12 protein-coding genes are annotated in these 12031 nt (G+C 62.6%); 7 read left to right on the top strand and 5 right to left on the bottom strand.

Going from position 1 to position 12031, the window contains the following annotated elements:
- Nucleotides 1–37: 37 nt before the first annotated feature.
- The 4 genes from V3W39_RS19020 to V3W39_RS19005 all read right to left on the bottom strand — a co-directional run bounded on the left by V3W39_RS19020 (nucleotide 38) and on the right by V3W39_RS19005 (nucleotide 4704).
- Nucleotides 38–1012: a serine/threonine protein kinase gene (locus V3W39_RS19020; RefSeq protein WP_330213122.1), complete on the bottom strand. Its 975-nt coding sequence runs from the start codon at nucleotides 1010–1012 to the stop codon at nucleotides 38–40.
- Nucleotides 1013–1174: 162 nt separating this feature from the next.
- Entirely contained in the window at nucleotides 1175–3073 is a 1899-nt protein-coding gene (locus tag V3W39_RS19015; protein WP_330213121.1) for a PhoX family protein, read from the bottom strand.
- Nucleotides 3074–3144: 71 nt separating this feature from the next.
- On the bottom strand, nucleotides 3145–3909 hold the full coding sequence (locus V3W39_RS19010; RefSeq protein WP_177079294.1) for a TOBE domain-containing protein: 765 nt from the start codon (nucleotides 3907–3909) through the stop codon (nucleotides 3145–3147).
- A 57-nt stretch (nucleotides 3910–3966) separates the two neighbouring features.
- Complete coding sequence (locus V3W39_RS19005) at nucleotides 3967–4704, bottom strand: ComF family protein (RefSeq protein ID WP_330213120.1); 738 nt, start codon at nucleotides 4702–4704, stop codon at nucleotides 3967–3969.
- Nucleotides 4705–4794: 90 nt separating this feature from the next.
- On the opposite strand from V3W39_RS19005, the gene bioB reads away from it, so the two are divergent.
- The 6 genes from bioB to V3W39_RS18975 all read left to right on the top strand — a co-directional run bounded on the left by bioB (nucleotide 4795) and on the right by V3W39_RS18975 (nucleotide 9767).
- Nucleotides 4795–5850: a biotin synthase BioB gene (gene bioB, locus V3W39_RS19000; protein ID WP_177043218.1), complete on the top strand. Its 1056-nt coding sequence runs from the start codon at nucleotides 4795–4797 to the stop codon at nucleotides 5848–5850.
- A 143-nt stretch (nucleotides 5851–5993) separates the two neighbouring features.
- Nucleotides 5994–7172 (top strand): 8-amino-7-oxononanoate synthase, encoded by a 1179-nt coding sequence (bioF, locus tag V3W39_RS18995; protein WP_177131822.1) that lies wholly within the window; start codon nucleotides 5994–5996, stop codon nucleotides 7170–7172.
- The gene (locus V3W39_RS18990; RefSeq protein WP_330213119.1) at nucleotides 7165–7896 is read left to right on the top strand and encodes an alpha/beta fold hydrolase; all 732 of its coding nucleotides are present in this window, start codon (nucleotides 7165–7167) and stop codon (nucleotides 7894–7896) included. Before bioF ends, V3W39_RS18990 begins: the two co-directional genes overlap by 8 nt.
- Nucleotides 7889–8701: a malonyl-ACP O-methyltransferase BioC gene (bioC, locus tag V3W39_RS18985; RefSeq protein ID WP_330213118.1), complete on the top strand. Its 813-nt coding sequence runs from the start codon at nucleotides 7889–7891 to the stop codon at nucleotides 8699–8701. Before V3W39_RS18990 ends, bioC begins: the two co-directional genes overlap by 8 nt.
- Complete coding sequence (gene bioD / locus V3W39_RS18980; protein ID WP_177043222.1) at nucleotides 8698–9378, top strand: dethiobiotin synthase; 681 nt, start codon at nucleotides 8698–8700, stop codon at nucleotides 9376–9378. The genes bioC and bioD overlap by 4 nt, the downstream gene beginning before the upstream one ends.
- Nucleotides 9379–9485: 107 nt before the next feature.
- Entirely contained in the window at nucleotides 9486–9767 is a 282-nt protein-coding gene (locus V3W39_RS18975) for a pyrroloquinoline quinone biosynthesis protein PqqE (RefSeq protein ID WP_177043223.1), read from the top strand.
- A gap of 55 nt (nucleotides 9768–9822) precedes the next feature.
- On the opposite strand, the gene V3W39_RS18970 is transcribed toward V3W39_RS18975, so the two are convergent.
- Entirely contained in the window at nucleotides 9823–10035 is a 213-nt protein-coding gene (locus V3W39_RS18970) for a hypothetical protein (protein ID WP_330213117.1), read from the bottom strand.
- Between the two features lie 52 nt (nucleotides 10036–10087).
- On the opposite strand from V3W39_RS18970, the gene V3W39_RS18965 reads away from it, so the two are divergent.
- On the top strand, nucleotides 10088–11893 hold the full coding sequence (locus tag V3W39_RS18965; protein ID WP_177131812.1) for a phenylacyl-CoA dehydrogenase: 1806 nt from the start codon (nucleotides 10088–10090) through the stop codon (nucleotides 11891–11893).
- Nucleotides 11894–12031: the final 138 nt, after the last annotated feature.

Genomic DNA, 12031 nt, shown 5'->3' with positions numbered 1-12031 from the left:
CCGGCAAGCCAGCTCCTACAGGGGATTGTGGTGTGGGTTAGAACAGTTTCAAGGGTTCTTCATTGAGCGCCGACAACTGCTCGCGCAGCGCCAGCACCTGGTCGCCCCAATAACGTTCGCTGCCAAACCACGGGAAGTTGTGGGGGAACGCCGGGTCGTCCCAGCGGCGTGCAAGCCAGGCGCTGTAGTGCATCAGGCGCAGGGCCCGCAGTGGTTCGATCAACGCCAGTTCGCGCGGGTCGAAGTCGTGGAACTCCTGGTAGCCGTCCATCAATTCCGACAACTGGCCCAGGCATTCCTGACGGTCACCGGCGAGCATCATCCACAGGTCCTGAACGGCGGGGCCCATGCGGCAGTCGTCGAGGTCGACGATGTGGAACATCTCGTCGCGGCACATCATGTTGCCGGGGTGGCAATCGCCGTGCATGCGGATGTTCTTGTGGGGCGTGGCCTTGTAGACCTCTTCCACCCGCTTGAGCAGGTCGCGGGCCACGGACTCGTAGGCCGGCAGCAGGCTCTTGGGAATGAAATTACCTTCCAGCAGGGTGTTCAGGGAATCGTGACCGAAGTTCTTCACGCCCAGGGCTTCGCGGTGTTCGAAGGGGCGAGTAGAGCCCACCGCGTGCAAACGGCCGAGCAGTTGGCCCAGGCGATACAACTGGTCGAGGTTACCCGGCTCCGGCGCGCGGCCACCGCGGCGTGGGAACAGGGTGAAGCGGAAACCCGCGTGTTCGAACAGGCTTTCGCCGTTGTGAATCATCGGCGCCACCACGGGCACTTCGCACTCGGCCAATTCGAAGGTGAAGCTGTGTTCTTCGAGGATCGCTTCGTTGGTCCAGCGCTGGGGCCGGTAGAACTTGGCGATCAGGGGCTCTGAGTCTTCGATGCCGACCTGGTAGACACGGTTTTCGTAGCTGTTGAGCGCGAGGATGCGGGCGTCGCTGAGGAAACCGATGCTTTCGACAGCGTCGAGCACCAGATCAGGGGTCAGTGTTTCAAACGGGTGTGCCATGCGAACTCCTGCGCGCAGCAGGGCGCCGCGTCCGGCCGGGTATGGTAACGCACCGGGGTCGAGATAGGTGGTGGCTGATAGTCCGCTATCGCGGGCAAGCCCGGCTCCCACGGTAATACTCGGTCAACTGTGGGAGCCGGGCTTGCCCGCGATGAGGCCCTGTCAGGCGCCGACGATCCCGCCATCATCCCGACGAATCGCCATCACCGATGAGCGTGGCTTGCCATTCGGCAGATGTTCCGGCCAGGTCGAGCCACCGGTTTCCCCCGGATGCTGAATCCCTACAAACAGGGTTTTCTGGTCTGGCGAGAAGCTGATCCCGGTCACTTCACAGGCCACCGGCCCTACCATGAACCGGCGAATTTCCCCGGTCGCCGGGTCGGCGCACAGCATCTGGTTGTTGCCCATGCCGGCAAAGTCGCCGCCGTTGCTGTAGTCGCCATCGGTGAGGATCCACAACCGCCCGGCCTTGTCGAAGCCCAGGCCGTCCGGGCTGTTGAACATGTTCTGCGGGTTGATGTTGGATGAGCCGCCCTTGGGCGTCCCGGCGTGCACGGTCGGATTGCCGGCCACCACAAACAAATCCCAGCTGAAGTCCGGCGCGCCATGGTCGTTGGCATTGGCCTTCCAGCGCAGGATCTGCCCGTAGACGTTCTTCTCCCGCGGGTTCGGGCCGCCCACCGGCTGGCCGTCTTCGCCGCGCTTGGCGTTGTTGGTCAGGGTGCAATACACCTGGCCGTCGGCAGGGCTGACCACGATCCATTCCGGGCGGTCCATGCGGGTGGCTTTCACCACGCTGGCCGCCAGGCGTGCGTGGATCAGCACTTCGGCCTGGCTGGCGAAACCGCTGTTGACGTCGATGCCGTTCTTGCCGTAGGTCAGTTCGACCCATTGGCCCTGGCCCTTGGGATGGTCGGCATTGCCGTCGCCCGCGTCGAAGATCGCCACGTACAAGGTGCCGTGGTCCAGCAGGTCCTTGTTGGCCTTGGGGTTCTTGTGGTTGATCTTGTCGCGGCTGATGAACTTGTAGATGAACTCGCCGCGCTCGTCGTCGCCCATGTACACCACGGCGCGGCCGTCGCGAGTTTGCGCCAGGGCAGCGTTTTCGTGCTTGAAGCGGCCCAGGGCGGTGCGTTTGACCGGCGTGGATTGCGGGTCGAACGGGTCGATTTCCACCACCCAGCCATGGCGGTTGAGTTCGTTGGGGTTCTTGGCCATGTCGAAGCGCGGGTCATGCGGGTGCCAGTTGATGTCTTTGCTGGCGGCCACCACGCCGTAGCGTTTCTGCCCGGCGTCGAAGGTTTGTTGCGGATTGCTGCTGCCGAAGCAGTCGGTGAAGTTTTCTTCGCAGGTGAGATAGGTGCCCCACGGCGTCTTCCCGTTGGCGCAGTTCTGGAAGGTGCCGAGGACTTTCTTGCCGGTTTTGTCGGCACTGGTCTTAAGCCAGGCATGGCCCGCCGCAGGCCCGCCAAAGCGGATCGGCGAGTTGCCGTGGATGCGTCGGTTGTATTTCGAGTCCTGGACGAACTGCCAGGTATCACCTTTGCGGCGCACTTCGATCACCGACACGCCTTCGCTGGCCTGGGCCTTGCGCACGTCTTCGGTCGATTGCGGCGCGCCGCCGTGGGCGTAGAGGTAGCGGTAGTTGGTGTATTCGTTGTTGATCGCCATCAGCGCGCGGTTGTCGTCACCGGGGAAGGCGAACAGGCTCATGCCGTCGTTGTTGTCGCCGAACTGCTGTTCCTGGGCCTTGGCGGTGCCGTTGCCGCTGGGGTCGAAGGCCGGCGCGTTCTTGTGCAGCGGCTGGCCCCAACTGATCAGCACCGAGGCGCTGTAGCCGGGCGGCAGGGTGATGGCGTCGCTGGTGGCTGAGGCGATGCTGGCGAAACCCAGCAATGGGCTGTTGGAGGCGGCGTTCACGGCCAGGGCGCTGCGGGTCAGCAGGTTGCCGCCGAGGAACATCGCCGCACCGCACAGGGCGCCGGCGCCGATAAAACGCCGACGGGTGAGGCCGACCATCTGTTCCAGGTCGGTGGCTTGGTTTTCTTCTAATAGGCTCATTTCAGGCTCCCTGCGGGTTTTTGCAGACACCTTAGGGAGCGGTCGTGACGAAATTGTTGCAGTTTGAAGCGCTACACCGGGGTGCCCAGCAGCACGTTGCTGGGGGAGAACTGCACCTTCACCGGGTGGCCTTCGGCGGCATTCATCTGCGCAAGCGCCTCGGGCCGGGCCAGGGCACACAAAACCTGGCCGTTGGGCAGGGTGATACGCACCTCGCTGGGACCATCCTCGGCGTCGAGAATGGCCTCGATTTTCCCTTCCAGGCAATTGTGTCCAGGTGTTGCTGGCTGCGAGACGGCCAGCACTTCAAGCCAGCCGGCCTTGATCAGGGCGACGACTTCCGTGCCGATCTCCAGCTCCAGGCGCAACGTGCTGTCGTGGGTAATCTGCGCCTCCAGGCTCAACCCGGCGGCCAGTTCCAGGCGAATCAGATCGTTGCGGCCGTGGCTGTCGATGGCAATCACCCGGCCGTGCAATTGGTTGCGGGCGCTGGTGCGCAGCATCAGGCGGCCCAGCAGGTTAAAGTCGCTGGCGTCTTCGGCGGAGTCCAGCACCTGGGCTTGCAGCACCTGCAGGCGCTGGTAAAGGCGCAATACCCGTTCGCCTTCGGCCGTCAGCTTGGCGCCGCCGCCGCCCTTACCGCCCACGCTGCGTTCTACCAGGGGCTTTTGCGCCAGGTTGTTCAGCTCGTCGATGGCGTCCCACGCGGCCTTGTAGCTCAAGCCCGCGCTTTTTGCGGCGCGGGTGATGGAGCCCTGTTCGGCAATGTGTTGCAGCAACGCAATGCGCTGGGGGCGACGGACGATGTGTTGGCTCAAGAGGGTTGGCAGGGACATGGCTACACGCTTCGATGGAATGGGCAGACGTTGCGGGCAGGGCGCTCCCGAGTCAAGTCATGTGCCCGGCTTGGGCGTGCGCGCCAGGCAATACACGTCGACTTGCCGGGCGCCGGCGTCCATCAGCAATCGGGCGAGGCTGTTGGCGGTGGCGCCGGTGGTAAGCACGTCGTCGATCAGCGCCAGGTGCCGGCCTTTGACTTGGGCACCTTCTGCCAGGGCGAAGGCCTGGAGCAGGTTGCGCTGGCGGGTTTTGGCGTCCAGATCCTGCTGCGCCACGGTTTCATGAGGCCGTAACAGCAGGTGCTCATCGTAAGGGATATTCAGGTCATTGCTCAGCCAGCGGGCGAGCATCGCCGCCTGGTTGAAACCCCGTTCCCGCAGGCGTTTGCGGGCCAAAGGCACGGGCAGCAGGCAGTCGGGGCGCATGAGTTCGGCATCGTCATACCGGTGTTGCAGAAATTGCCCCAGCAGATGCGCGAGCAAATGCCCCAGCGGCCAGCGGGCCTGATGCTTGAAACGGCTGATCAGGCTGTCGACGGGAAAGCTGTAAGTCCAGGGCGCAACCACGTGTTTAAACGCCGGCGGTCGCTTCAGGCATTGGCCGCACACCAGGCCCGCCATGGGCAACGGCAGCGCGCACACTTCGCAGTGGTCCATCAGCCAGGGCAGCTCGGTTTCGCAGACGTTGCAGACAGGATGGGCGGTTTCGCTGAGTTCATCGCAGACCAGACAGGTCTGGTTGCTTTTTAACCAGATGTAAACCTCGTGCTTGTTATCAAGTTGACAGTGCATGAATCTTCCTTAAATATGCCGAGCATCCGTGTCGTGCCTGTGGGTATTACTCCCCGCAGGGCTTGCCAAAGCATAATCAAGGAATCGCCCATGAGCGCCAGCATCACTGCCAACCTGCGTCACGATTGGTCTTTAGCCGAAGTCAAAGCGCTGTTTGTGCAGCCCTTCAATGACCTGTTGTTCCAGGCGCAGACCGTGCACCGCGCGCATTTCGACGCCAACCGCGTCCAGGTTTCCACGCTGCTGTCGATCAAGACCGGCGCCTGCCCGGAAGATTGCAAATATTGTCCGCAGTCGGGCCACTACAACACGGGCCTGGAAAAAGAAAAGCTGATGGAAGTGCAGAAGGTCCTCGAAGAGGCCGCCCGCGCCAAGGCCATCGGTTCGACCCGTTTCTGCATGGGCGCCGCCTGGAAGCATCCGTCGGCCAAAGACATGCCCTACGTGCTGGAGATGGTCAAAGGCGTGAAAGCCATGGGCCTGGAAACCTGCATGACCCTCGGCCGCCTCGACCAGGACCAGACCGAAGCCCTGGCCCAGGCCGGCCTCGACTACTACAACCACAACCTCGACACCTCGCCGGAGTTCTACGGTTCGATCATCACCACCCGCACCTACGGCGAACGCCTGCAAACCCTGGCGTACGTGCGTGATTCGGGGATGAAGATCTGCTCCGGCGGCATCCTCGGCATGGGCGAGTCCCTGGACGATCGCGCCAACCTGCTGATCCAGCTGGCCAACCTGCCGGAGCATCCGGAATCGGTGCCGATCAACATGCTGGTGAAAGTGGTGGGTACGCCGCTGGAAAACGCCGAAGACATCGACCCGTTCGACTTCATCCGCATGCTGGCGGTGGCGCGCATCCTGATGCCGCAGTCCCATGTGCGGCTGTCGGCCGGGCGTGAGGCGATGAACGAGCAGATGCAGGCCCTGGCGTTTTTTGCCGGTGCCAACTCGATTTTCTACGGCGACAAACTGCTGACCACCGCCAACCCGCAGGCGGATAAAGACATGCAGCTGTTCTCGCGCCTGGGCATCTTGCCGGAGGCCCGTGAAGAGCATGCCGATGAAGTGCACCAGGCGGCGATCGAGCAGGCGCTGGTAGAACAGAAAAGTAGCGAGCAGTTCTACAACGCGGCTGTTTAAGCCATATCTCTTGTCGAAGTGCGGTCCAGTGTGGGAGCTGGCTTGCCTGCGATAGCGGTCTGTCAGGCACATTGATGCTGAATGTGCCGCCGTCATCGCAGGCAAGCCAGCTCCCACAGGGTTGAGCGCTAATCGAGGTCTGCATGTCTTTCGATCTCGCCGCGCGTCTTGCGGCCCGTCGTGCCGAGCACCTGTACCGCCAACGTCCACTGCTGCAGAGCCCTCAAGGCCCTGAAGTGGTGGTCGATGGCCAGCCGTTACTGGCGTTCTGCAACAACGATTACCTGGGCCTGGCCAATCACCCGCAAGTGATTGAAGCCTGGCGCGCGGGCGCGGCACGCTGGGGTGTGGGCGGTGGCGCTTCACACCTGGTGATCGGCCACAGCACGCCGCACCATGAACTGGAAGAAGCCCTGGCCGACCTGACCGGCCGCCCGCGTGCGCTGCTGTTCACCACCGGTTACATGGCCAACCTCGGCGCGGTCACGGCGCTGGTGGGGCAGGGCGATACGGTGCTGGAAGACCGTCTCAACCACGCTTCGTTGCTGGATGCCGGTTTGCTCTCGGGGGCACGATTCAATCGTTATCTGCACAACGACGCGGCCAGCCTGGCCAAGCGCCTGGAGAAGGCCACCGGCAATACGCTGGTAGTGACCGATGGCGTGTTCAGCATGGACGGCGACCTGGCCGACCTGCCGGCGCTGGCCCGTGAAACCCGGGCCCGGGGCGCGTGGCTGATGGTGGATGACGCCCATGGCTTCGGGCCTCTGGGCGCCAATGGTGGCGGGATCGTCGAGCACTTTGGTTTGAGCCAGGAAGACGTGCCGGTATTGGTGGGCACCCTGGGCAAGGCCTTCGGTACTGCCGGGGCATTTGTGGCGGGTAGTGAGGAACTGATCGAAAGCCTGATCCAGTTCGCCCGCCCGTACATCTACACCACCAGCCAACCGCCCGCGCTGGCCTGCGCCACGTTGAAGAGCCTGGAACTGCTGCGCACCGAGCATTGGCGGCGGGAGCATCTCAACGGGTTGATCCGCCAGTTCCGCCAGGGCGCCGAGCAGATCGGCCTGGAGCTGATGGACAGTTTCACGCCGATCCAGCCGATCATGATTGGCGACAGCGCCCGTGCCGTGCGTTTGTCGCAGATGCTCCGCGAGCGCGGGCTGATGGTAACGGCGATCCGCCCGCCAACTGTGCCCGCCGGCAGCGCCCGCCTGCGGGTGACCCTGACGGCGGCCCACAGCGAAGCCCAGGTGCAGCTATTGTTAAACGCATTGGAGGAGTGTTTCCGCTTGTTAGGCCAGGAGCCCGACCATGCGTGATCGACTGATACTGCTGCCCGGTTGGGGCCTTGGCATCTCGCCGCTGGAACCGCTGGCGGCGGCGCTGCAAGGGCTGGATGAACACCTGCGGGTGCATATCGAACCCTTGCCGGTGCTGGCTTCCGGCGACCTCGACGAATGGCTGGACGAGCTGGACGCCAGCCTGCCGGACAACGCCTGGCTGGGTGGCTGGTCCCTCGGCGGGATGCTGGCTTCTGAGCTTGCAGCCCGCCGCGGCGATCGTTGCTGTGGCCTGGTGACCCTGGCCAGCAATCCGTGTTTTGTCGCCCATGACGGCTGGCCGAGCGCAATGCCCGGCGAAACCTTCGATGCGTTTCTCGCCGGGTGCAATGCCGATTCCCTGGTCACGCTCAAGCGCTTCGGCCTGCTGTGTGCCAAGGGCGCGGAAGACCCTCGCGGGCTGGCGCGCTTGTTGGTCAGTGGAGCGCCGAATACGCCTTCTCCGGTCCTGATGAATGGCCTTGAATTACTCGCTCAATTGGATACCCGTGAGGCGTTGCTGGCCTTTCGTGGCCCACAGTTGCACCTGTTTGCCGGCATGGACGGCCTGGTGCCCGCCGAGGCGGCCAGCGACTTGCTGACGTTGCTGCCCGATGTTGAAATCGGCCTGATTGAACAGGCCGGTCACGCTTTTCTACTGGAGGACCCCCACGGTGTGGCGGGGGCCATCCAGGCTTTTTTGCATGAGTGCGGTGATGACTGATTTATCCCTTCCGGTGCTGCCGGGCGGCTTGCCAGACAAGCGCCAGGTAGCGGCCTCCTTTTCCCGCGCAGCCGCCAGTTACGACAGCGTTGCCGAGTTGCAGCGTACGGTGGGCAGTGAGCTGCTGCGACGTGTGCCGGCAGATATCTCGCCGCAACGCTGGCTGGACCTGGGCTGCGGCACGGGTTATTTCAGTCGTGTGCTGGGCCAGTCATTTCCGGACAGCCAAGGCGTGGCCCTGGATATTGCCGAAGGCATGCTCAACCACGCCCGGCCGTTGGGTGGTGCGCAACATTTTATCGCTGGCGATGCCGAGCGCTTGCCGTTGCAGGACGCCAGTTGCGGGCTGATCTATTCGAGCCTTGCTGTGCAGTGGTGTTCGGACTTTGCCGCCGTACTCAGCGAGGCGCGGCGGGTGTTGCAGCCTGGCGGCGTGCTGGCGTTTGCCAGCCTGTGCGTGGGCACGCTGGATGAGTTGCGCGAAAGCTGGCGTGCGGCGGATGGCATGGTCCACGTCAATCGCTTCCGACCATTCAGTGTTTACCAGCAACTTTGCGCCGCCAGTGGCTTGCGGGTGCGCAGCCTGGAGCAGCGTCCCCACGTGCTGCATTACCCCGACGTGCGCAGCCTGACCCACGAATTGAAAGCCTTGGGTGCACACAATCTGAACCCGGGGCGCCCCGGAGGCTTGACGGGCCGGGCGCGGATTGTTGCACTGGTGCAAGCCTACGAGCAGTTCCGCCAGGCCCAGGGCCTGCCGGCAACTTATCAAGTGGTGTACGCCGTCCTGGAGAAACCTCTATGAGTGCCGCTTACTTCATCACGGGGACCGACACCGACGTCGGCAAGACCACCATCGCCGCGGGCCTGCTGCATGCCGCGCGTCAAGCCGGCAAAAGCACGGCGGCGGGCAAGCCGGTGGCCTCGGGCTGCCAACTGACGCCCAAGGGGCTGCGCAATTCGGATGCCCTGGCGTTGCTGGCCGAGTGTTCTTTGCCCTTGACCTATGCCGAGGTCAACCCGGTGGCGTTCGAGCCGGCCATCGCACCGCATCTGGCGGCCCGTGAAGCCGGAGTGGCGCTGACGGTGCAGTCGTTGCTCAAACCCATGCAGCATATTCTGGCCAAGCAGGCCGACTTCACCCTGATTGAAGGTGCGGGCGGCTGGCGTGTGCCCTTGGCGGATCAGGACAACCTGTCGGACCTGGCCCAGGCGCTGAAGCTGCCGGTGATCCTGGTGGTGGGCGTGCGGCTGGGTTGCATCAGCCACGCGCTGCTGACCGCCGAAGCCATCGCCCGGGACGGTTTGCCGTTGGCAGGTTGGGTGGCGAATATCATCGACCCCAAGACCTCTCGTCTGGAAGAAAACCTCGCCACCCTGGCTGAACGGCTGCCCGCGCCATGCCTGGGCAGGGTGCCAAAGCTCAAGCATCCCGGCGCTGAAGCGGTGGCGGAGTACTTGCAACTGGACCTGCTTGACTAGTTTTGCCTATCAATAAGGCATTATGCCATTAGTGTTTTTGACGGGCGTTTTGCCGGTATGTCTGCTTCAATAACGGTTCACGATTCTCTTATAGGCAGGTTCACGCCATGGAAATCTCTGGTAGCAGTGCGTTTTACTCGGGGCTGAGCGCGATTCAGACCGGGCAGAACCGTGTCGACCAGGCCGCCGGCAAGATCGCCAGCGCCGCCACTACCCAGCCTTCGGATGCACAGAACGATCGCTTGCGTGCAGCCGATGCCAATCAGGCGTCGAACTCGGCCAGCAATATGGTCGAGATGGCCCAAGGCAAGTTCCAGGTCGAACTGGGCGCCAAAGTCGCCAAGGCTTCGGACGAAATGCTCGGCACGTTGATCGATACCTACGCCTGAATGTTGCGCTCTCCAGCTTCTCTGTAGGAGCTGGCTTGCCTGCGATAGCATCACCTCAGCCCTCCTGATACACCGCGGCGCCTGCATCGCAGGCAAGCCAGCGCCTACATTGTTCTCCATCTCCCTCAGGTTTTGAATCTTCATGCGGCATTTCGCTGCAGGCCTTGCCGTGCCTGACGTTGACCCACGTCATGACAAACGGCATTTGCGCGACGCTTGACAAGGATTGGTCGTAAACGTATGTTTCAAACAACTGTTTGACCGCCATAACACATCCACGCGGTTGTTCATCCCAGATACATCAGCAGAGGTTTATCGCTATGCCTGACTACAAGGCCCCCTTGCGTGATATTCGCTTCGTTCGTGACGAACTGCTTGGCTATGAAGCGCACTATCAGAGCCTGCCGGCTTGCCAGGACGCTACCCCGGACATGGTTGACGCCATTCTCGAAGAAGGCGCCAAGTTCTGTGAGCAGGTACTGGCACCGCTGAACCGCGTGGGTGACATCGAAGGTTGCACCTGGAGCGAGTCAGGCGTTAAGACCCCTACCGGTTTCAAAGAAGCCTACAAACAATTCGTAGAAGGCGGCTGGCCAAGCCTGGCCCACGACGTGGCGCACGGTGGCCAAGGCTTGCCGGAGTCCCTGGGCCTGGCCGTCAGCGAAATGGTCGGCGAAGCCAACTGGTCGTGGGGCATGTACCCGGGCCTGTCCCATGGCGCGATGAACACCATTTCCGAGCACGGCACTCCCGAGCAGCAAGAGGCTTACCTGACCAAACTGGTGTCGGGCGAGTGGACCGGCACCATGTGCCTGACCGAGCCGCACTGCGGCACCGATCTGGGCATGCTGCGCACCAAGGCCGAACCTCAGGCTGATGGTTCCTACAAGGTTTCCGGCACCAAGATCTTCATCTCGGCCGGTGAACACGACATGGCCGACAACATCGTCCACATCGTGCTGGCCCGCCTGCCGGACGCACCGGCTGGCACCAAAGGCATTTCGCTGTTTATCGTTCCCAAGTTCGTACCGAACGCCGACGGTTCGATTGGCGAGCGCAACGCGGTGTCCTGTGGTTCCCTGGAACACAAGATGGGTATCCACGGCAACGCCACCTGCGTGATGAACTTCGACGCGGCCACCGGTTTCCTGATCGGCCCGGCGAACAAAGGCCTGAACTGCATGTTCACCTTTATGAACACCGCTCGCCTGGGTACCGCGCTGCAAGGCCTGTCCCACGCTGAAATCGGCTTCCAGGGCGGCCTGAAATATGCCCGTGACCGCCTGCAAATGCGCTCCCTGACTGGCCCGAAAGCGCCGGACAAGGCCGCCGACCCGATCATCGTGCACCCTGACGTGCGCCGCATGCTGCTGACCATGAAAGCCTTCGCCGAAGGCAACCGCGCGATGGTGTACTTCACCGCCAAGCAGGTTGACGTGGTCAAGTACGGCACCGACGACGAAGCCAGGAAACAGGCTGACGCACTGCTGGCCTTCATGACCCCGATCGCCAAGGCGTTCATGACCGAAGTCGGTTTTGAATCCGCCAACCACGGCGTGCAAATCTACGGCGGCCACGGCTTCATCGCCGAGTGGGGCATGGAGCAGAACGTTCGCGACAGCCGCATTTCGATGCTGTACGAAGGCACCACCGGCATCCAGGCCCTCGACCTGCTGGGCCGTAAAGTGCTGATGACTCAAGGCGAAGCGCTGAAGGGCTTCACCAAGATCGTCCACAAGTTCTGCCAGGCCAACGAAGGCAACGCAGCCGTGCAAGAGTTTGTTGCACCGCTGGCTGCACTGAACAAAGAGTGGGGCGAGTTGACCATGAAGGTCGGCATGGCAGCCATGAAAGACCGTGAAGAAGTCGGTGCCGCTTCGGTGGATTACCTGATGTACTCCGGTTATGCCTGCCTGGCCTACTTCTGGGCCGACATGGCCCGCCTGGCCGCCGAGAAACTGGCTGCCGGCACTACCGAAGAAGGCTTCTACACCGCCAAGCTGCAGACCGCGCGCTTCTACTTCCAGCGCATCCTGCCGCGCACCCGCACCCACGTTGCAACCATGCTGTCGGGCGCCAACAACCTGATGGACATGAAAGAAGAGAACTTCGACTTGGGCTACTAAGCCTCGGCGGGTTCATTTCAAAAGCCGCCGCTTCTTCGGGAGCGGCGGTTTTTTTATGCGCGATAAAAAACCACAGCGCAGCACTCAGGGATTGCGCCGCGCGGCCGTTAAAGTGATGGCAATGTGATACGCATCACA

The sequence above is a fragment of the Pseudomonas sp. Z18(2022) genome, assembly GCF_036346535.1.
GTDB classification, from domain to species: Bacteria; Pseudomonadota; Gammaproteobacteria; order Pseudomonadales; family Pseudomonadaceae; genus Aquipseudomonas; species Aquipseudomonas yamanorum_A.
Note: the sequence above shows the minus strand (reverse complement) of the source record. Positions and strands in the feature narration are given on the sequence as shown.